Origin of the sequence: Alkalidesulfovibrio alkalitolerans DSM 16529, from assembly GCF_000422245.1 — a bacterium.
Classification (GTDB): domain Bacteria; phylum Desulfobacterota; class Desulfovibrionia; order Desulfovibrionales; family Desulfovibrionaceae; genus Alkalidesulfovibrio; species Alkalidesulfovibrio alkalitolerans.
This window is the reverse complement of the sequence record NZ_ATHI01000031.1, coordinates 82,154-103,635: the sequence shown is the minus strand read 5'-3', so window position 1 is coordinate 103,635 and position 21,482 is coordinate 82,154. Positions and strand designations below refer to the sequence as shown.

The window sequence follows — 21,482 nt, the reverse complement described above, 5'->3', positions numbered from 1 at the left end:
GCCGCCCAAGCACCCCTATGACGGGAGGAACTCCCGAATCACCGGATAGAAGTCCCTGATAAACGTGACCCCGTGCTCGAAGGCCCGCTCCGCGTCGCCGTCCACGGGCACGGAGATGCGGATGAAACTCTCGTCGCGGCGTCGGTGCAGGGCCGAACCGACGATTTCCATAAATTTCAGTGAATACTCGTCCGAGAGCGTCTGCCCCCGGATGTCGAACCAGTACAGCAAAAGTTCCCTGGTGTTGCCGATGCCGTAGACCGCCTTGACCAGGTTGACGCCCTGACCGTCCACGTCCAGCGTAATACGCCTGGAGGAGAACTCGGTCCAGCCGCTACCCGGCAGGCAATGCTTGGGCGAGTGGATGCCGCCGGTGTCCTTTCCGCCGTCGAAATAACTCAGATAAAAATCCACGGCCCGCCCGTCGGATCCCACGTAGCGACGCGAGAGGTAGTCCGTGGGCTTGAGGATGTTCAGCACGTCCGCGCTCAGATTCGCCTGCCCCACCATGCGCCAGTCGGCGAGGCTCACCGGAAACTCGTGGAAAGGTCGGGCCAGGGGCACCTCGATGTCCTCATGCAGTTGCAGGTAGCCGAATGCCCCGGCCAGCAGAAGGAAAAGCACGATGAAGCGCTTGCGCAGATTCATGGAATCCTCCTCAGGATCGCGCCGAGGCCCAGAAACATGGCTACCGCAGTGAGGAACACGAACAATCCGGCGAACTCGTGGAAAAAGCCCTCTGCAGCCGCCGAGCCGATGTATTGCGCCAGAACGCCCGTGGCGATGACGCGCAGGCAGTTGGTGAAGACGGCGATGGGCAAGGTAGACAGGATCAGAATGGCCCTGTCGCGCAGCGATGAATATAGCACCAGGGCATAGGCCGCGCCCAGAGCGAGCAGGGACATGATGGAGCGAAGCCCGCTGCACGCGTCTGCGACCTCCAACGTGATGTTGGGGAACATCAGGATGTTGCCTTCCTGCCAGACGACGATGCCCATGACTTTCAAGGCCTTGACCGAAACTTCGGTGACCAGGAGTTTGAGCGGGAAGGCGGCCGCATCATAGATGATGTAGGGTATCGGAATCATAAGCAGAAGGTAGGCGATGGGAGCAAACAGCAGCCCGAAGACCTGTCTGCCGAAGAGGTAGAGTACGCTTCCCGCGAGCACCACCACCATGGAGGCCCGCATGGTGAAATATTCGGTGCCGAACCAGCCGAGCATGAGCAGGCCGAATCCGCCCGCGATGACCAAAAGGCCCAAATTGCTCGGCCGCACCTCGGCCGCCGCAAGCTCATCTCGCCGCCTGTAAGCCAGATATCCCGCGATGAAGGGCACGAGAAACCCGTGGGAATAGTTGTCGTCACGATACCAATCGAGCACCATGGCCGAGAATATCGAATGGTACACGACGCCGAGCAGCACAAGGAACGCGACGATTTCGTACCTGTGCTCGCGCAGGCTTCCGGCAAGCGTCATCTGGTTTCTCCTTTCCGGTTTTCCCCAAGGGCGTCGGTTCCGGACAACCCGGCATTTGCCGCCTCGGCCGCGGGGTTGCGGCCCGCCACGTCCATGGCATGGGCGTGAATGTCCTTCATGAAAGCCTCGGTCGTCCGCTCTCCCGCGCTCTCCCGCCCTGCCTGGCCGATCCGCTCGCGCAGGGACGGAGATTCCCAAAGGCTTGCGATGGCCCCGGCAAGGCCCGCCGCGTCGCCGTGATCGACGACGAGGCCGTTGATCCCGTCTTCCACGTATCCTTCGGCCACGCGCGCCCCCACCACGATGGTTGGCTTGCCGAGGTACATGGAATTGAGAAAGGTTTGCTGCCCTCCCGAATGGAGCAGGCCGCCGCGCATGGGCACGACCGCGATCCGGCACGAAGCCATGAGCCTCCGGAACTCCTCGTGGCTCACTCCCTTCACCGTCACGTTGGGGGGAATGTCCACGCCCTTGAGCAGGCTTTCGTCCGTGGTGGCGATGAACACGGGCGCACCGAGGCCGCGCGCGGCCTCCACGAGCACCCGGTAGTCCCTGTCGCCGTTGCCCCCGGCAAAGACGAAGCCGTCGTCGCGCACGTCGAAGTCGTAGTCCTCCAGGGTGATGTGGAAGGGTACGTAGACGAACTTGGACTCGGGTATGCCGAATTCCTGGGCGTACTCATGCACCTCGTGGCGCGCCCAGACCAGGAAGCGGTCCACGCTCAGGGCCGAAAGCCTTTTGTGCAGACGTTTGAGCCCCTGCACGACAGGATTGTCGTGGCGGTACCATAGGCAATCGATCATCAGCGTGGGCACACGGCCGAAGATGAGCAGAGATTGCAGCCAGGAGAACCACTGTCCGATGGGTCCGCCGTCCACGACCACGACGTCGAACCGGCGACGCAAACGCAGCATGCGCACAGCCACGGCCAGGGCCATGGCATAACGCCTGATCCGGCCCATCTTCCCGAAGAGCACCGGGATGCAGCGCGGGTCCGCGAGCGTTGTCCGGCTTCCCCAGAATTTTTCGGGATTTCCCGGCACCGAAGTCAGCACCTTGAGCATCTCTCCCCCTGATCAACGAAGCGTCAGATCAAGCCGCGAATCACCGTCCACTTCCACCCTGGCCCTGGCCGCGCGGCCGTTCGACGAGGCCGTGACTTCGTGCGGAGTATGCGGCGAGAGCCAGGAATCCCGGCCCGAGAGCCGTCCCACTATGCGATTCAATTTGCCCTTGTCGCGGTTCGTCAATCTGTATTGCACAATCTCGGCCACGACCCTGCCCCTGTCGTCGGTCGTGCCGGAAAAAACCTCGGCCCCCTCCACATCGGCAATGGACACGGCGGCTTGCGCGACCGGACGGCCATCCTCTCCGGCGACCGCGACTTCGAGCCGCGCGGCCACTGCGATCTCCTTGAGTCCGGTTCCGCCGAACTCGAGGTCCACGTCCTCGAAGGACGCCCCCCCCGAGAAACGGGTGCCGACGAACACGCCCGTGCTCGGCCGTTCGGAATACTGGCTGCGGATGGTCACGAACTCGGGCGCATGCACGGCGCGCATGAAGGTGTTGTCCTCGAAACGGGGGAATCCGTCCGCGTGGCCATAGCTGTCGGCCAGGAGCACGTCGGCCCAGGTGCTGACCACGATATTGTTTCGAAAGACGAGGTCCGAGGACTGGTTGTTGGCCACGACGGCAATCCCGGCCGCCTTGCCCATGCCGTCCTTGCCCATGGCCACGATGAGGTTGTTCTCGAAGAGTGCCTTCCGCCCCGCCTCGGACAGACTGACCATGAGCGCCCGCCCCCAGCTTTTGAACCCGTCGGCCCTGTTCTCCGCCTGGAGGATGAAGACGTTGTCTGCGACATGGATATCGTCCCCCCACTGCAACCGCAGGCACGCCGCGCCCGCGCTGCCGTATTCCACGCTGTGCCGGGTGTTCTGGGCGATTACGTAGTTGCCCACGTATTTGGCGCCCTCACCTACAACATCTCCCCCCAGATAGAATCCAAGGGGATGAACGCCTTTGGCCACGATCTTGTTTTCCCGAATCTCGCCTCCTGCGGCGATTCCGGCTGAATTGGTGGCCTCGCTGTCGATGAAGACGATGTTTCGATGAATCTCGCAGTTCTTCCCGGCCCGGATGCCGTTGTGACGCGCCCTGAGGATGAGGTTGTTGTGCGCTCGCATTCCGTTGCTGCCGCCTTCGATCGCGGCGAGCCCCCGGTGCCTGTTCGTTACTCCGTGCCCTCTGTCCTCAATGGTGTTGTGGTGAATGTGCAGCCGTCCCTTGGCGAATATCCCGGAGAGATCCTTGCCGCCGTACACGAGATGCAGCCCCGCGAATTCGGCACCCTTCAGGCTCATTCCGTATATCGGGCAAAAGCCGGAACCATATGGAAGACCCCATTTCTTGCCGAGAGCCCCGTCCGCATACGGTTCGGCCTGGATGATAGCTCCGTTGAGCACGGCGACGTCCTCAAAGGTCCATTGATCCGTGAAGCAAACGCCGTAGGCCTGTTCTTCAGTGGGGTTTCTGCCGTATGTCACGGTATGGCCGTTCAGGTTCAGCGTGATGTTATTCTTCACGATCCTGAAAGCCGTGCCGTCGGCCTCTACGTCGTTCATCAGCTTGTATTCGGTGTGCGGCTGATCCAGGGTTCCCGGAGCAGTGATCTCCACGACCCGTTTTCTCGGCTTCACTGCAACCATCTTCTGCCCGGCTCCGAGCCAAGCGTCGTCGCCCGAGAGCCCGAAGCGGTTGGGCGACGTGACCGGCGCGGGAATCTGAGCCGCGATGTCGACCGGCAGACTCTCCGCCCGAACCGGAGCCCCGCCCCAAAATCCGGCCAGGAGGCAGAAAAGGCAGACTGCCATTCGCCCAAGCGGGCCATGTCCATGCATCATTTCACGCCCTCCCCGCCATGTCGTCGAAAAGCCGCTTCACGCTTTCGGCCGTGCGGCCGACGTCGAAACGCCGCGCCGCCTCGTGGCGAAAATCCGCAAACGCCTCGCTCCCATGGCCGGAAAGAAGTTCGTCCATGGCCCGCGCCAACCCCTCGGGCTCACCCCCCGGCACCACGATGGCGGGCGTGTCGCGCACCACCTCGCGCAGGCCGATGCAGTCCGAGACGATGAGCGGCACGCCGCTGACCAGCGCCTCCATGGGCTGCAGCGGGCACGCCTCCCAGTTCGAAGGCATGACCACGGCGTCGAGATCGCGGTAGACCTCGGCCACGTCGCGCTGAAACGGCAAAAAAACGATGCGCTCGGCAACCCCCTGCTCGTGCGCCGTCTTCCGGTACCAGTCCAGGTAGTCGCCCGAACCCACGGCCACCAGACGGTAGTCGCGCTTCGCCGCTCCGTCGGCGGAAAGCTTGGCCAGGGCGGCGATGATCTTGTTGAACCCCTTTTGCGGCATGAAGCGCCCTAGGAATCCGAAAAGGAAGACGTCCGGCGACAGGTCGTTGCGGGCCCGGAACGCGCCCGGATTTCCAGGGTCGAGAAACATCTCCGGCTCGATGCCGTTCAGGATGGCCACCTGTCGCGCACGCGATCCGGCAAGGCCCGGCACCTCTTCGCGTAGATGGTCGAGGATGTCCTGGCCCACGCCATACACCGTATCCACGGACCGGATGGCCGTGTTCGTCGCCAAGCGCTTGAGCCTGCCTCGCACGCCACGCAGAAAGCGTTCCTCCAGCACCCCGTGCACGGTGAGCACGTGCGGTTTCTTGAAAGGAACGTTGGCCAGACAGGCCGCAATGGCCGAGATGAATCCCTGGCTCTGGATAAGGTCGTGACGGCGCTCGGCCAGAGTACGCGCGATGCGCGAGACGAAGCTCGCGGCCGTGGGCCGCGAAAGGATCAACTCGGCTCCGAGAGCGGCCGCGTCCTCGCGCAGGGCAGCGCTCTCCTGGGTGTCGGCGGCCAGGATCGTGACCCGCCAATCACCGCCGAGTCTGCCATACACGTAGCGCATGTACGTCCGGATGCCGCCCAAGGGCCATCTCGCCACGGTCAGCAGGCGCCTAGGCTTCCTCATGCTGCGCGGCCTCCTGCTGGAAGAAATGGTACCCGAGCACGGTGACCGCAGCCAGCCACAGCCACGTATAGCGGTACAGGTTGTGGTCGCCCCACCCCTTGAAGAGCATCAGGATGAGGGTTTGGATAACGGCCTGGGAGATCAGGAAATAGAGATTCAGATGGCGCACATGCTGCTCCACCGCCTGCCGTTTTTCCTCCCAGACCGTTTCTTCGGGCTGCGCGCCCATCCCCTGGGCGGCATTCTTCCCTTGGCCGCTCTTCCCAGGTGGGGCCTGGGCCGCGATGCTCTCACGCAACCGCTCCACGAGGGTCTTGACCCTGCGCATGATGTTTTTGTTGGTCCTGTAGACGACCCACACGAGCCCGCCGAACGAGAGCACTCCAAGGATGCCGAGTTCGCCCATCAACTGGCCATAGACGTTGTGTGCGTTGTATCCCGTGTCGATGCCCGGCCAACTGTGTTGAAAATTTGCCGGCCCGATCCCGAAAAGTGGATTCTTCTTGAACACGTCCACGCCTTGCAGGAACCCCTTCATCCGGCCCTCGGCCGAATCGTCGGCACCTGCCGTCGCCTGTCCTCGGACAAACGTGGAGACAAATCGCGTCTGCAACGACTCGGGCATGTTGTCCCAGGCCACGATCAGAAGGACACCGATGACGACCAATCCCATGAACTTCCGCTTGGCGCTTGCCAACACCAGGAGAAAGAACAGCAAGGCCGTGACCATGCCGCTGCGGGAACCGGAATACATGATGGCCACCATCGCCAATGCCCCATAGCCCCACAAAGCCCATCTCAGCCACTTGCTCTCGATGCCATGTCGGAGCATGGCCCACAGGAACGGAAGGGAATAGCAAATGGAGGCGGAAAAAGAGTTCGGCGCGCCGTAGGTGCGGTCTATTCCGCTCATGCGCTTGATGCCCATCGTGAACTGATAGCGGTCGTGAACGAAGAACTCCCAGGCGGACTTACCGACGTACAGCAGCATGATGACCAGAAACGACAGCAGAACGAGTCGAAAATCTCGCTCGTTCCGCACCGAAATGATGACCATGAAATAGAAAATGACGAACTTGAGGTAGTCTTCGATCAGCACGGAAGCGGAACTCCAGCGGTAGGCGAAGATCCCCGAGACCAGCAGGCACAGCGTGAAGACCACGACCATGCCGTTGATGGGATGCGGGATGAACCGCTTCTCCTTGCTGAAAAACGCCATTGCCATGAAGGTCAGCATGTACACGCGCTCGACGCGCAACGCGCCGAGAACGGGCCAGTATTCGTAGGGTCTGAAGATGAGCAGGAAAAGGTACCCGACGAGCATGAGAGGAAGCATCACGACTCCTTGGCCGGACGGCGTCCGGCAATCATGCGAAGACGATTGATGGCCCATGGGGGCACGAACGACAGTACTATGTACTTGCCCGCCTCGCACACCGGCCGACCGTAGCGCAGGCTCTCGCGCATCGAGGCACGGCATTGCTTCATCCGGCCGGTGCGGAACTGATGCCAGCCAAGATCGAAATACATGTCCCGAAGTCTTTCCCGGAAAATCGCCCGCCGGGCCGGATCAGCTTGCGAGGCGTTCAGCTTCAAGAACATCTTGATGGGGTTGCCGAGATAGTTGTCCCAGTTGCGCGTGCTGTTGTCCCCGTGCTCATGACGGACAGCCAGCGGAGCGTCGATGAAGCCAATCATGAAACGGTCTGCTATGCGCAACCACATGTCCACGTCCTGACAGGTGCGAAGCTCGGGATCGTGCAGGCCCACGGTATCGAAGCACTTCCGCCGCGCCATTACCGTCGGCGTGAAGATGAAGCATTGCCGAAGGAGATTGTCGAATATCCAACCCTCGGCCACCTTGCTGTACCCGCGCTCGCGCAGATAGGCGTCATGCACCTTCCTGCCCGCCACATGGTGCGCCATGTCCGAATAGACCATCCCGAACTCGGGGTGTCGGTCCAGATACTCCACTTGCCTGGCAAGCTTTTCCGGCACCCAGGCGTCGTCGGCGTCGAGAAAGGCCAGCAACTCGCCTCTGGCCGCCAAAATGCCCGTGTTGCGCGCCGTGGCGGCCCCGCCGTTCTCCTTACGCAGATAGTGGATGCGCTCGCCGTAAGCCTTTGCGACCTCGGGAGTGTCATCGGTGGAGCCGTCGTCCACGACGATGATCTCGTAGTCGCGCCAAGTCTGCGCCAGCACGGAATCCAGGGCCCTAGGCAGGAACCTGGCGTAGTTGTAGGTCGGGACGATCACCGAGACCCGTGGGGAGTGCGTAGATTCGCCACTCATGCCGCCCAGACTCCCGCCAGAAGCGCTGCCAGAAAAACACTGAGCCGCGCCGCGTTGTAGTAGATGTCGCCCTTCCTGCGCAGCAGCATGGCCACCCAGGCCGCGTTCGCCCCGCCCGCGAGGCCGAGCAGCAGTCCCTTGGGAAGGCCCGCGACCACGGCCGCAACGCCCCCCCCAGCCGCGCACAGGGCCGCCAGGGCATAGGAGGCGGCGGTCTTTCGCACCACGGCGCGACGAAGCCGCTCCGCACGGTCACGCTCCAGGTAGCGCAGCCGCGCGGGTTCGGCCCGCACGACCCTGGCCGCGCGGGGATGCAGCGAAGCCATGAGGAACCGCTGCTGCGCCCGGTAGCGCTCGACCCCCAGGTCGTGCCCCTCGGCCTGAATCTGGGCCGCCGTGCGCACCGTTACGTCCGGCTGCGCGGCCAGCCAAGCCAAAAGCCCGTCGAATTGCCCGAGGCTCATGCGTCCACGTTGTGCCGAGTTCTCGACGAAGTCGAATTCGTGGAACAACGGCACAACCAAAGGCTTGGCGTCTGTTCCCGCGCGCGCCGCTTCCACAGCGGCACGCATCTGCGTCAGGTTGCACGTCTGGGGCAGAAAACGCATGCTCGTCCGTTCTGGAGCAAACCCGAACATGGAAGCAGAAAGACAACCGATTCCCACCCGCTCCAAGGCCCACACCGTCTCAACGTCGTAACTGTTGAAGGGCGGAATGAAACAGTCGGGTACGCGGCCGGTGCAGGCTTCGAGTTCCTTCCTGCCTCGCAGGATCAGGGCGAGTTGGGTCTCGTAGCCCCGCCCGGCGAACTCCGTGGGCCTGCTGCCCGGCCCGCGTTCCGTGAGCCGCTGGTGGGAGCAGCCGTGCAGCGCCGCCTCGACCACTCCGTCGGCCACTGCCTGACGCAGCATGGTGGATTTTTCCTCGTTCGCGCACAGTGACTGCCCGCCGACCGCGATGTCCATAGCTGTGAAGGGAACCACACCGAAGACGCACGAAAGGCCGTGCCGTGCAAGGCTCTCCAGGATGCCTCGCTCGATGGCCGTATCGCTCGCGGGCCCGTAGTCGTCGTAACGCAGGACGACCGTGACCGTCTTTTCCGGAGGTGCGGCCTTGCTCATGCGCCCTCCCCCCTGCTCCTGATTCGTCGCAACAGCGAAAGGCCCCATGCGGGCAGCATGGTCCGGGCCAACCCCCGCCAAGAGAACTCGTCCAACGGGTAGCTCGCGAGCGCCTGCAGGTAATGGGGCGCGACAACGCCAAACCCCGCTCCTGCAAGCTCCGCCCGGAACCCCTTACCCGAATGATGCAGGGCTCTGGCTCTTCTTCGCGCCGTGCGGCTCACGAGGTGGCCGTGCGCCTTGTCGAATTCGCGGCGTATCTCCCAGACGACCCTCACCCTGCGCTCCACATCGCGCGAGACTTGGCCGCTATGCGTGCGGTAGCGCACCAGCGGCTCGTCGATGGCCGCAAATCGGTGCGCGCAAGCCACCCGCAGCCAGAAGTCAAAGTCCTCGCTCATGCGCAGGTTCTCGTCGATCAGCCCTGCGGCCTCGAAGACCTCACGCCTGAGCATGGCCGAAGACATACAGATGAAATTGTCCACATAGAGTTCGTCGAGGATGAACCCTTCGTGCAAGCGTGGCCTGAATCCCGGCACGGTCCGTCCCCGCTCGTCCATGGTCTGGCGCTGGGTGTAGACCACGTGCACGTCGGGCCGCGCGTCGAGCAGCGCCACCTGTATTTCCAGCTTTTCGGGCAGCCATTCGTCGTCGGAATCGAGAAAGGCCACGTAGCGCCCCCGGCCGTGGAGCACACCCTGGTTGCGGGTATAGGCCGGACCGCCGTTTTGATGCCGCAGGTAGCGGATGCGGGGATCGTCGAAAGTCCGCAGAACGGCGGGCACGTCGCCAGGCGATTCGTCGTCCAGCACGAGCAGTTCGAAATCCGTGAACGTCTGCGCCAGCACGGAACGCACGGCTGTCGAAAGATAGCTCTCCGTGTCGTAGACCGGCATGACGACGCTGACTTTCAGGTCCACGGCCGCCTCCTCAGCCCGCCGCGGCCGGGGCCGGGACGCCGTCATCGGCTGCCGACCGGTGCGGATCGAGCCGAGCGATCTCGCGCGCGAGTTCCTGGAAATGCTTCGCACACGCGGCCGAAACGTTCCTGTCCAGGAACCGCGCCACGGGACGAACCCGCCGGGCCAGCCGCCGCGCGACGCGCACAAGCCTGGAATCACTTCCGCCCGGCCCGGTCTTCAGATGGGCCAGGGCCACGCGGCGGGCCAGTTCCGTGGGCTGAACGCCCAGCTCACGGCTGCGGCGCACGAGCGCCGTCACGGCCTCGCGGTACGGACCGGCGGCCAGGGCCTCCACCTCCATCTGCGACACGCCCCGGTCAAAGAGCGAGGAGCCGAGCACGCCGCCCGCGTTGCACACGAACCCGGGCAGGACCACAATCCCCCTGGCGTGCAGGGCGGCCAGGGCCTCGGCCGTGCAGGGCGCGTTGGCCGCCGGAACGACGCAGCGTGCGCATATGTCGTGCATGTTGCCCTCGTTGATGCTGCCAACCCGGGCGGCGGGCACGAGGATGTCCACCGGCAGAGAGAGCAGGCGCTCCTTGGGCTCCAGGCGTTCGCCCGACAGATGCGACACAAGGCCGTCACCATGCGCGCCGCGCATGGTTCGCAGGTTTTGCGGATCGAATCCCGACGGGTCGTGCACGGCGCCGTGAACGGTGGACACGGCCACAATGCTGAATCGCGCGGGATCAAGCATTCCCGCCAGATGCGTGGCCACGTTGCCGAACCCCTCCACGGCCAGGGTTACAGGCCCGTCCGCATGAGCGAACTCGGCCCGGGCGCAGGCCGTCACCGCCTCGGCCGTAAAGACGGCCGTGAACAGCGCGGTGTCCGTAAGCCCGCCCAGGGTTATGCCTGCGCCCCGGTAGATGGCGCGCAGTTCGTCCGGGCCGCAGTTCATGTCCATGCCTGGGTAGTAGATGCCCGCCTGGATAACGGCCGAAAGCCTGCGTCCGACATCCTCAAGCAGATCGAGCCGCTCCTCACGCGAGAAACCGGCGGACATGCGTACGCCGCATTTTGCCCCTCCACGCGGCAGGCCGCAAAAAGCGTACTTGAGGGTCATCTCACTGGCCAGAAAGCGCACCTCGTCCATTTTCAGGTCGGGCACGATGCGCACTCCGCCGGAGCTGGTCCCGTTGACCAGCGAATCGATAACCGCGTGGCCCTCGACGCCGTCCGAAGACGCGAAGGAAACGGTGAACAGCGGAGCATTCACGCCCACCTCCTTGGCAGGCGCGCAACGCCGCGCGGCGAAACGAAACGCGCCGCGAAACCGATCGAAAACATCCCCTACCCCCTTGCTGAAGGCTCCCCGATCCCAAGGACGGGCAAGCCTTGCCATTGCCTATCAAGAATCATACCCCCCGGTATGCGTCTATCTCGCAGGTCGCCCCAAAAGCGTCATTCGTCGCGTGACCCGCCCTGAATCCGCCCCAGCACAGCACTCCCGCGACGGTCTTCTTTCCCCACGGCTCGACGATGCCATCCGAGAAGGGCACGAATGTGTCGGCCTTGGGCAGAACAGAACGCACGATGTCCGGATTTAGCAGACTGCCGCCATCCTGGCGGAACGGTTCAGCCATGCGTCGCACGGCCCGCCAGCCTGGGCCGTTAAAGTCATACGTCCGATAGTAATAACGAGTCTTTTTGGCTCGCGCGAACCGTCTGAAGGCCTGCCCCAGGCGCCAGGAAACGTCTGCAACGGTCCGAAGCCCCTCATACACGAGCCTGCCTCGCGGCTTGACCAGATAGCCGGGTTCCCAGGAGTTCCGGTCCAGGGGCAGCCGGGCCAACTCGGGAAAATCCCGGACCAGGATGTCCCGTTGAAGCCTTCGATCCTTCAAAAAAGCCAGCGGCATACCGGAGACGATTTCTATGAGCCGCCTGTCGAGGTAGGGAAGCAACGGCCACGCCCCAAGGGAAAGCCTCCAAACGATCGAGCCCACGTGCAAACGCGCGCGGTGCGTCATGGCAAACAGCCAGGAACGCTGGAAGGGATATCCTTCGATGCCTTTCCAATCGTCCCTCAGTCCATCGATGACGTCGTCCACGACTTCCTTGCCGCCCAAGGGCGCGATGAGCCTTGCAACGTCGTCCCGCGCGCATCCGTAGCGGTTCATCAAATTGACGAGTTCATCGACTCCGAACAGGCCGCTCTTCATGGAGAAACCCGCCATCAGGTGCTTGTCGCCGATCACGATGTCTCCGCAATAGCCGGACACGAAGGGCGAACCGCTCTCGGCCAGAAGACTCTGCCCCGTTGCGTTGGAGAAATTGACGAACGGCCCTTGCAGCGATTCGAGGCGCAACTGCGTGGAGGCGAACTCGGCAAACCGCTCCTCCTGAACATCCGCAACGCGGTGTTTCCAACCGAGCGCTCGCGCCACCTTCCGCGCGAAACGCAATTCCATATCCGTGTCGCGGCCCAGCGAGACCGCCCGGACGGATTCACGCGGCAGGCATTTGCCTGCGTAGGCCGCGACAAGCCTGCTGTCCTGCCCGCCCGAGAGGAAGAAATCGACTTTGGGATTCGGTCTGATTTGCTCGAACCAGTCTCCGAAAAAACCGGACACCTTTTCCCGGACGTCCTCATACGCAAGGCCAAACCAGGCATCCGACATCGTTACGGGATCGGCCTTCTCCTCCCGGGGAGATTCGCCCGGACGCCAGAGCACGCAACACCCCGGTGTGCTTCGCCGTACTCCCTCGAAGACCGTCTGTCCGCCCGAGATATGGGAGAACAGCAAGAGCGAGGCTATCGCAAAAGCGTTCGGCCTGACTGAAAAACTGGGATGGCTTGTGAAGAATCCCGGAGAAGTACCGAAAATGAAGGTCCCGTTGTGCTCCCAGAAACAGAGTGGGAAGTAGCCCAGTGCATCCGTGCCCAGCACGATCCGCCCAGTTTCGTCGGCCATCACGGCCAGATGGAACCCGTCCTGCCCGATCATGGCTGCGTGGCCGCGCCCCCCGTCCCCCATTTCGGCGAGCAGGCGTGTCGCGGCGGCCTCCTTGTGGCCCGGACTGTCCGGATCACCCACAGCGAAGACCATGCGCCGCACTGGCCCGTGCGCCTCCTCGGCGTGCGAAACCGGGGTCGAGGCACTCGCCTCCCACCATATACAGAGGTTTTTGAAGCTGATCTCACGTCTGACAAGATGGGGGAACCCCGCAAAACTTGCCGGAACCCTGGCCCGCGCCAAGGCCAGTCGCTCGGAATCGGCATCGTACATGCCTAACACCACCGCCATGGTTCACTCCCTCCCCAGGAAACTGCGGACCCGGTTGGTCAGGGACCTTTTGGCCTCGGCGAATTGGGCACGGCGGATGACGAATCCCAGCGCGCGGAGGATCGGGTCGCCGCGCGGGTACGCCAGCGCGGCATGGTGCATCACCGTCTTCAACTCGCGCAGTTGCGTTTCGTTTCGCGGACGGATGGAACGCACGAGTTTCGGGGTCAGTTCCGTGGGAAACGCGGCAGGCACTTCTCGTCCGACAGCCCAAAAATTGAGCATGGTCCGAACGCACTTCTCGCACACGCCGCAATTGCGATCGAGGTTCTCGCCCGCCCAGCAGACACGCAGGTCGTCCAGTATCTCGGTGTTTTCGGAGAGCCAGCGCACCTTCTCTGTTCGGTCGAACGCGCACCCGTCCAGGACGAGTTGCATCGCCTCGGTGGCGCACAACTGGTCGGTCAAGGGCGTGGACCCCCAAGGCAGCACGAGCTCATCGTAAGGCTCGCCGCTGGCCTTGATCGCCCACGAGTAACACCCCTGGAAGACCAGAAAGCTGGAGAAGAGTTGCAGCCCGTAGCTGTCCTCCCAATTCATCCCCAGCTTGCGGGCGTTCGTCCGCTCCCATATCAGCGGCACGCCGGTTCCATCGAGCATGCGCTCCGCCCGGCTGGCCGCGTTGATGTAAAAGTCATCGCGCTCCAGCGGGATATCCATGCCGTGCACCAAAAGCGCCGCGGCGGGACGGTGGGTGTTGCGCCCGGCCTGCCCGTTCAGATGACGGAAGAAGGAGAACGCCCCGTCAACCCCACCGGAGAAGGCGAATATCGCCGGGTGCTCCGGGGATACCGGACCGGCCTCGGCCTCATTGGCCACGGAGATGTCCACATGGTGATAGCGATACGGTCGCCATCGCTCCCAGATCGACTGCAGGACATCCAGGCCGTCAAGTAGCTTGGGGGAGACGAGTCCTTCCACACGAATGGCGAGGTCGCGCCGCATGGCCCACAGCAGCACCGTCGCCAAGGCATGGTCCCCGCGCTCGGGATCGCCCATCAAATGCTGGTCGGCCTCCCGGACCGAGTGGCGTAAGACGAATCCATCCTCGCCGTATCCGTCGAGCAACCATTCCAAGTTCGTCCAGCCGGCCTCGGTGCGCCGCCCCATGGGCTTCAAGGTCAATGCGGATGAAATCATTCATGCCTCCATCCTCCCCACCCCAAGCCTCAATGTTTTGTGGAACGCACCTCGGAGAGACGATCGAGCGCCTTCTCATATGCCTGGGAAAGCGTGTCCGCCGAGACGCACAAACCTTCGCCCGTGCCCCAAGCGTCCCGAAAATTACCGATCTTTCGGTAACTGTTGTCCAAAACCACATGCGGAATGCCCAGGAGGCAGCACATGATGTGCCCATGCAGCCTATCAGTGATCACGACCTGTCCGGAACTCAGAATGCCGCAGCCGCGCTTAAATCTTTCCTGGGCCAAGGCGTGGTAGAGGCGGCACTTCAGGTCATACAGCACACCCGCCTTACGGGAACACCTGTCCTGAATCCGTTCGACCAAGGTGGTGGCCTTGCGGGCCAAGGTGATCGGCTCATCCACCCAATCGGTCGCAAGTATCCCCTTATCATCGGGAACCGGGGAAACGTCAGCCATGACTTTCTCCCTGTCCGTACGCAACAGGCCGACAATCGAGTGGGTAGGAGCGGCTGGTCGGGCCAATTCCCCCAAGCAAAGCGCCATGTCCGGACACAAATAGCTGGGGCCGTCATGCAGTTGCCTAGCGATTTCCAGGCTGGGCCGATCGCGGACGATCAGATGGAAGTCGTTATGTTCGCTGAATGCCTTCCGGCACATCTCTTTTTTATGAGAATCCTGATAATGAATAGATTGCGGGAGCTGGATCACGCGATGACGCACATATCTCGCAACAATCTTTCTCCGCAATTCCTGATGCCGGGGATACAGATCGCCGAAATTCCCTCCTCCCTGGATGAGAATGACTGTTCTGTCCGGAAGCTCAGGCAATTCTCGCTCGACAAGGTGATGATCATCGGCTGCCAGTATATGCGCATTTATTTTATTTTTCAGATAATATTCTTCCCCGAGCCAGATAGCGCTGTCTCCGACATTCGAATAATTGGGAAAGTCAAATAACGCCACTGAAGATCCGGATGGAATCAGGGGCCCCAGAATCGCGTGAACAATATCCAGATACCGCCTGTCCCGATGCATTGTCGAGCCAGGATCATCGGCCCGCAATACGGAGCTCTTGTCCATGTTGTTCTTATTTCTTGGAGAACTGTGCATGACATAGCTCCTTTTGAAAAAATAACATACAAAAAGCGTCCATCCTTTCATGCATTTTTGCGAAACGCGGCAGATGGGTCCGCTCAAAGACTCCGTTCCGAGGGTCGTTCAAAAGAACCGGATGTAAAACGCAACAAAAATTCAAGGCCGACTGGCATTGCCAATACGCGAGGATTCAAACTTATCGCCGCAACGCAACAGAGGACGCTTTTGGGGCGACCCGATATGACGCTCGTAAATATCTTCCATGGCCCGCGCATTGACTTCCCAGTCGAAATGCTGCTCCACGAACCGCCGCCCTGCCTTGCCCATGGAATCGAGGAGCGCCGGGTCGAGAATCAGTCTGTCCAGGCGCTCCGCAATGATTTCCGGGGCTGCCGGAGGAACGTGAAAACCCGTGACGCCGTCCACGAGAACCTCGCTCAATCCCTCGACACGAGAAGCCACGACAGGGACTTCCATGCTTTGCGCCTCAAGCGCGGCCACGCCGAAGCTTTCTTGAAGCGAAGGGAGCACACAGATGTTCATCTCTTCATACACCTGGGGCATGTTCTGCAACGGCACTCGCCCCCGAATCTCGAACATCTCCGTGAGGCCGAGTTCTTGGACCAAGCCCTCGGCCTGTGCGCGAAGCGGCCCTTCGCCCTGAATGAATCCGCGAATCCGGCGCCCCTTACGCCTGAGCAACTCGAAGGCTCTGATAAAATCGAGCGGAGCGTATTCGGGCTTGATATCTTTGGGCATGCCGAGGACTGTCAGCCCGTCCGTCCGGGCCGGGGCACGACGGGAAAACGCGCGTGTGTCGACGCCGAAGGGGGTGACGAAAACTTTCTCTTCGGGCAGGCCGCCAATTTCCATCGTGCGCCGGGCCAGAAACCGGGATGCCGCGGTGACCGCTTCGGCCCTGCGCAGAAGATGACGTTTGGCCATGCGCGCGCGCCACGAGTCGCCACGAGATTCGAACCGCGTGATGTCGAGGCCGTAGGTGGTCAGGACCATGGGTCCGCGCCACGCCAGGGCGGCCGGGAACATGCCGTATTCGAGGTTGTGCAGATGCACCAGGGACGGTTGGATGGCTTTGAACGCGGCAGCGAACGCCCGCTGCGCGCGGATCGTCCACGGCAGCGGCCGGGGACCTTCGATGCGCAGGGGATGCCAGCGCACCTCGTCGTAACCGGGCCGGGATTCGGAAACGATATGCACTTCGTAACCTTCCCTGCCCGCGAACCATCTGGCCCACTTCTCCACATGCGGCCAGCCCGGGTTCGCCACGTAGCACAAGCGTCGAGTCACGAACCGGTTCCCCTCTCGCGAAGAAATCCGGACACGACGCTCGCAAAAAAAATCACGTCCAGTTCGCGGGCAAAGCGCATGCCCGGCGGCTCGCGGCGCGCCTGGGCAGCCAGATAGGATCCGACGGCCCGGACGAGCTTCAGATAGAATTCGCGGGGAACATTGAGAAGCCGACGACGTTTCGATTCGGCATCGTCAGCCGTCCAGTAGCGGCAGACCTGCCCGGATTTCCAGAAATAGCGGCGGAAATATTCCTTGGTCAGGCGAGCTGGATCGGTCACGTGGTGAACATACACGCTCGGAATGTAGAGCATGGGCTCGCCAGCCTTTTTGAGACGCATTCCCCATATGCTGTCCTCGTTGGGCATCGTCCGCCCGGTCGTGCCCACGGTTTCCTCGAAAAGACCGTGACGTGAAAGGACTTCCTTCCGAAAAAAAGTCATGGCGCCGATGGGGGTGCACATGCCGCGCTCATGGTAGCTGCGAACGGTATCCCCCTTGTTGTGATCTACGAGAGGCCCTTCCGCGATATTCTTCGGGTCGACGCGGTGAACCCACTCGGGCATGCCCATGCCGTCCGGCAGAACGGGGATGACCTTCCCCCCGAAGACGGAGCACTCCGGATGTTCTCGCAAGGCTCTCCTGATCTCGGCGAGCCAGTTCGCGGGCAAGAGCAGGTCGTCGTCGGCGAAGATGATCACGTCGCCGCGGGAGGCCGCGATCCCGGTATTCAGGGCTGCTCCCCGGCCTTGTGTCTTCTCGAAATAATGTCTGAACAGATCGGGGTATTTCGCGGCATATTCCTTGAGAACATCCTGCGTATGGTCTTTCGAATTGTTGTCCACGACGAGTACTTCGCATGCATCGTCCACATTGTTCGGAATCAATGTTTCGAGAGTACGGCGCAGGCTGTCAGCCCTTCCATATGTACAAATAAGAATTGTTGCGAAGTCTTCACCCTTCATCGCTAACCTCCAGCATGCGGCAGACTCCAATAATGCAACAAAAATACCAAGGTACAAATTCCATTCAAAATCAATAATGAATGATTTTGTCTAGCTGAGACATATAAATATACATCGGAATGAACCATCGCGTCCTGGAACCATAACCATCGTTTATTGCACCCCACATCAATCGGGCATTAACCTTCAACGAATCGATGGACCGCGAATTATTGAAGCAGAACGATCTGAGGACATCGCGACAAAAACGAATGTTGTGATCGAAGTCTGGAACCTTATTCGCCCCTCCATGCTCGTAGCCGATGCCGGAGAAATCTGGGAACGCCTTGCGTATTGCCTCCCTGTGCAGCCCACCCTCAAGAAATATGCTGTTCGGAATAGACCGCAGGAAATCGTGAAGCTCGCTGTTCAGATACGGTGCAAAGACATCTATCGACTTGCTGTACATGGAGAACGGAACCAGAGCTATCTCTCTCCGTGCCCTGTTCATGAAATAGAAATATTTTACCGGATGATTCGTGTTTGTGTACTTCCGCAGTTCGAGCACTATCTCCTCGATCGCCATGCCACGAGGCAACAGCCTTTTGAAATCCTCGGCCAGTATATAATCCATGACAGATTCATTGAACGAGAATGACCTGGAAACGAGATTTTCAGCGAAACGGTACAGATCGCTCTCCCGTGACGCGCAAAGCGTTTCCTGCCGCGAGAAGATCGACTCGGAGAGAGAATCCCCCGCGATTCCGTCGTAGACGACGTTGCAGGTATCGCTCAATGTACGCGCAAGGACGGCTGCCCAGGAATGCTCGTCCGAACAGAAGTTCGTCCGTTCGTTGGCAAACATCTCTGCTTCGAGTCGCGATTCCGTCTGCTTCAGAACCAGATGCCTCAAGCCAAGCCGCGCTGAGATCTGCTTGGCGATCTCTACGTCATCATTGCTCCTGGGCGGATAATGGTGCGCGGTCACGACAAAAGCAGGCCGTGCGCCCTGGCGGCACAATTCGAGGAGTATGTGCCGCGAATCCTTGCCTCCGCTCAGCGGGACGGCCACCGTCCCAGTCTCGGGACAACTCTGGGCGATCGATTCACGAAACAGATCTATATATCCATCGACAGCCTGCTCGCGCGTGATGCTCTGTTCTTTCGGAAAATTGAAGCCTGATTCGATGCGAAGAACGCCATCCCAGCGCAGACGCCCTCCGGGAGGCATTGCATGGATGTTCTTGAAAGGGGTTCTTTCTCCCAAAAAGAAGCCGATTCTGAGAAAGACAGACAACCCGACTACATCAATATCTTTCGGGGCGCCAAGCTCGATCAGCTTCAGGATCGAAGGTGAAACACCGAACACGCCGTCATGCTCGAAGTAGTACAGCGGATACATTCCATATCTATCGACTGCCACCTCAAGAAGGCCATCTTCATACCTCCACCAGGCAAAAACGCCTTCCGGGGCGTTTTCGCCCCTTCTTTCGATCTTGCGACCGAAAGAACATTCACGCTGCCCATCGACATGAATGCTCCCATCCCTTTGACGGACAACGACGAAGTGGGAATCGGACATCGTATCAACAATTCCGGTCTTCATGAACATGGCTACTCTTCCGCCTCCGAGAGGCTCCAGGCATGATCTTGAAGAAACAACCATTTCTTGTCCGGCAATATTCCGTTATCGAAGAATGCACCGCCTTCTACCTCGAACGCCCCTGCGTCTCCGACCCAATCCTGAATGCGGCCATAGGTCTTTATGAAGACGCTGTAGTGATATTTTCCAGCATTCAGGCAAAGCCTCGGGATCACGCATTCGACCCGGCCACGGCGAGGGATGTTCGCCTTGAATTCCTGTCCTGAAATCTTGTTGTTGAACTCGCACAATGGAACGTTCTTGGCCGAGAACAGCCAGAACGCCAGCTTCAGGTCTCCTATCGCATCCTCACGAAGCGTTTCATACGTCGCGACAATTTTCAGCGGCGATCCGGATTGCGCGAACGATATCCTGTTTCCGTCCAGGTCTTCTATCCATGTTTCCGTGAACTGCACGCTTCCTGCGCCCCCCCTGTCAGTTCTCTCGCGCAGCGACTGTTCGTTACGTGCAAAGGCGCCTGCCAGATAATGACCGATGACCTCGTCGGTCTTTCCCTCGACAACGATCTCGCCTTGATTGAGCAACATGGCCCGATTGCAGAGGGTGGACACGGCATCGAGTTGATGGCTCACAAAGAGCACCGTGCGTCCGCCGGTCGCCACTTCCTGCATTTTGCCCAGGCATTTTTTCTGAAAAGCCGCGTCGCCCACTGCCAAGACCTCGTCGATGATCAGTATTTCCGGTTCCAGGTGGGCGGCCACCGAGAAGGCCAGGCGCATGGTCATGCCGGACGAATACCGCTTGATGGGCGTGTCGATGAACTGTTCGAGCCCCGAGAAATCAATGATCTCGTCGAATTTCCGATCTATCTCCGTCTTACGCATGCCCAAGATACTGCCGTTCATGTACACGTTCTCACGCCCGGTGAGTTCCGGGTGAAAGCCCGTGCCGACTTCGAGCAGACTGGCCACGCGTCCATTGATGACCACGCGCCCCTGCGTGGGCTCGGTAATGCGCGAGAGGATCTTGAGCAGCGTGCTCTTGCCCGCGCCGTTGCGGCCGATGATGCCCAGTACTTCCCCTTCGGCCACGTCGAAGGAGATGTCCCTGAGCGCCCAGAGGGTGCCTTCGCCGTCGCCGTCGCCATTGCCGGAGTAAGTGTTCAGCGCCTTGAGGTTCCTGTAGTTGCGTAGCGGGGCCTTGAGCCATGAAAAGGCCGCCTCCGCGAGCGAATCGTGCATCTCCTGCTTCAGACCGAGCCTGTAGCGCTTGGAGAGATTCTCAACCGATATGATGGCGGGCTTCGCGCACATCCGATATCCCCCTGGATTCCCTGCTTGCGGAAACGCGGCCTAGGCCACGTCCGCGAAGATGCGTTCCTTGTTCCTGAAATACAGCGCCCCTGTGACGGCCAGGAAGGACGACACGGCGAAGCCCAGCCCGATGGCCTGCCAAGGCATCGGCACCGTGCCGAGCAGCGCGGCCCTGAAGCCCTCGATGACGCCCACCATGGGGTTCAGCGAGTACCAGAGAACGTATTGCTCGGGGATCAGCGACGCCGGATAGACGACCGGCGCGGCGTACATCATGAGCTGCACCACGAAGTTCATGGAATACTGGACATCGCGGTATTGGATCGCCAGGGCGGTGAGCCACATGCCGATGCCCGTGGCCGTGAGCATCATCAACACGACCAGCAACGGCAGCGTCAGGGCGTATGGCGTGGGAACAATGCCGTACCAGGCCATGATCCCGGCCAGCATCACCAGGGCGATGCAAAAGTCGATGAGCTTCGCGAACACGGCCGAGAGCGGCAGGACCATGCGTGGAAAATAGACCTTGCGGATCATGCCGGCATTGCCCACCAGGCTGCCCGCGCTCTCGGTCAGGGCGTTGGAGAAGTAGGTCCAGGGGACGAGCGCGGCGAAGCTGAAGACCGCATACGGCGCGCCGTCCGAGTCCACCTTGGCCAGATTCCCGAAGATCACGGTGAAGACAATCATGGAGAACAGCGGCTGGATCACGGCCCAGCCGACGCCGAGCAGCGACTGCGCGTAGCGCACCCGTATGCTCCTCCAGACCAGGAAGAACAGAAGATCCCTGTAATCGCGAAGCTCGGCCAGATTCAGGGCGCGAAGCCCCTTCCTCTGCTCGATGACCACCCTATTGCGGATGGCTCCTTGTCCGTTCATGCGCACCCTCCCCA

General features: G+C 61.1%; 18 protein-coding genes. All 18 read right to left on the bottom strand.

The window, feature by feature from the left end; translation table 11 throughout:
- Nucleotides 1-15 precede the first annotated feature (15 nt).
- Nucleotides 16-648: an exosortase C-terminal domain/associated protein EpsI gene (locus tag DSAT_RS13050; RefSeq protein WP_020888000.1), complete on the bottom strand. Its 633-nt coding sequence runs from the start codon at nt 646-648 to the stop codon at nt 16-18.
- A complete protein-coding gene (gene xrtA / locus DSAT_RS13045) occupies nt 645-1,478 on the bottom strand; it encodes an exosortase A (RefSeq protein WP_020887999.1) in 834 nt (277 codons plus the stop codon). The genes DSAT_RS13050 and xrtA overlap by 4 nt, the downstream gene beginning before the upstream one ends.
- On the bottom strand, nt 1,475-2,542 hold the full coding sequence (locus DSAT_RS13040) for a glycosyltransferase (protein ID WP_020887998.1): 1,068 nt from the start codon (nt 2,540-2,542) through the stop codon (nt 1,475-1,477). The genes xrtA and DSAT_RS13040 overlap by 4 nt, the downstream gene beginning before the upstream one ends.
- Before the next feature lie 12 nt (nt 2,543-2,554).
- Entirely contained in the window at nt 2,555-4,351 is a 1,797-nt protein-coding gene (locus DSAT_RS13035; protein ID WP_040371273.1) for a carboxypeptidase-like regulatory domain-containing protein, read from the bottom strand.
- Between the two features lie 31 nt (nt 4,352-4,382).
- The gene (locus DSAT_RS13030) at nt 4,383-5,516 is read right to left on the bottom strand and encodes a glycosyltransferase family 4 protein (protein WP_020887996.1); all 1,134 of its coding nucleotides are present in this window, start codon (nt 5,514-5,516) and stop codon (nt 4,383-4,385) included.
- Entirely contained in the window at nt 5,503-6,852 is a 1,350-nt protein-coding gene (locus DSAT_RS13025) for an O-antigen ligase family protein (protein ID WP_020887995.1), read from the bottom strand. Before DSAT_RS13025 ends, DSAT_RS13030 begins: the two co-directional genes overlap by 14 nt.
- The gene (locus tag DSAT_RS13020; RefSeq protein WP_020887994.1) at nt 6,852-7,808 is read right to left on the bottom strand and encodes a glycosyltransferase family 2 protein; all 957 of its coding nucleotides are present in this window, start codon (nt 7,806-7,808) and stop codon (nt 6,852-6,854) included. The genes DSAT_RS13025 and DSAT_RS13020 overlap by 1 nt, the downstream gene beginning before the upstream one ends.
- Complete coding sequence (locus DSAT_RS13015; protein WP_020887993.1) at nt 7,805-8,929, bottom strand: DUF2334 domain-containing protein; 1,125 nt, start codon at nt 8,927-8,929, stop codon at nt 7,805-7,807. The genes DSAT_RS13020 and DSAT_RS13015 overlap by 4 nt, the downstream gene beginning before the upstream one ends.
- Nucleotides 8,926-9,849 (bottom strand): glycosyltransferase family 2 protein, encoded by a 924-nt coding sequence (locus tag DSAT_RS13010; RefSeq protein ID WP_020887992.1) that lies wholly within the window; start codon nt 9,847-9,849, stop codon nt 8,926-8,928. The genes DSAT_RS13015 and DSAT_RS13010 overlap by 4 nt, the downstream gene beginning before the upstream one ends.
- A 10-nt stretch (nt 9,850-9,859) precedes the next feature.
- Entirely contained in the window at nt 9,860-11,110 is a 1,251-nt protein-coding gene (locus DSAT_RS13005) for a Glu/Leu/Phe/Val dehydrogenase dimerization domain-containing protein (protein ID WP_020887991.1), read from the bottom strand.
- A gap of 139 nt (nt 11,111-11,249) precedes the next feature.
- Nucleotides 11,250-13,142 (bottom strand): asparagine synthase-related protein, encoded by a 1,893-nt coding sequence (locus DSAT_RS13000; protein ID WP_020887990.1) that lies wholly within the window; start codon nt 13,140-13,142, stop codon nt 11,250-11,252.
- Nucleotides 13,143-13,145: 3 nt separating this feature from the next.
- Nucleotides 13,146-14,321 (bottom strand): hypothetical protein, encoded by a 1,176-nt coding sequence (locus DSAT_RS12995; RefSeq protein WP_020887989.1) that lies wholly within the window; start codon nt 14,319-14,321, stop codon nt 13,146-13,148.
- A gap of 29 nt (nt 14,322-14,350) precedes the next feature.
- The gene (locus DSAT_RS15205) at nt 14,351-15,406 is read right to left on the bottom strand and encodes a polysaccharide pyruvyl transferase family protein (RefSeq protein WP_161656108.1); all 1,056 of its coding nucleotides are present in this window, start codon (nt 15,404-15,406) and stop codon (nt 14,351-14,353) included.
- A 171-nt stretch (nt 15,407-15,577) separates the two neighbouring features.
- A complete protein-coding gene (locus DSAT_RS12980) occupies nt 15,578-16,729 on the bottom strand; it encodes a glycosyltransferase family 4 protein (RefSeq protein ID WP_020887986.1) in 1,152 nt (383 codons plus the stop codon).
- Nucleotides 16,726-17,694 carry a glycosyltransferase family 2 protein gene (locus DSAT_RS12975; protein WP_020887985.1) on the bottom strand — a complete coding sequence of 323 codons (969 nt, stop codon included), beginning with the start codon at nt 17,692-17,694 and terminating at the stop codon, nt 16,726-16,728. Before DSAT_RS12975 ends, DSAT_RS12980 begins: the two co-directional genes overlap by 4 nt.
- 70 nt (nt 17,695-17,764) lie before the next feature.
- On the bottom strand, nt 17,765-19,285 hold the full coding sequence (locus DSAT_RS12970; protein WP_020887984.1) for an asparagine synthase-related protein: 1,521 nt from the start codon (nt 19,283-19,285) through the stop codon (nt 17,765-17,767).
- A gap of 2 nt (nt 19,286-19,287) precedes the next feature.
- Entirely contained in the window at nt 19,288-20,517 is a 1,230-nt protein-coding gene (locus tag DSAT_RS12965; protein ID WP_235695964.1) for an ABC transporter ATP-binding protein, read from the bottom strand.
- A 111-nt stretch (nt 20,518-20,628) separates the two neighbouring features.
- On the bottom strand, nt 20,629-21,468 hold the full coding sequence (locus tag DSAT_RS12960) for an ABC transporter permease (RefSeq protein ID WP_020887982.1): 840 nt from the start codon (nt 21,466-21,468) through the stop codon (nt 20,629-20,631).
- Nucleotides 21,469-21,482 lie beyond the last annotated feature (14 nt).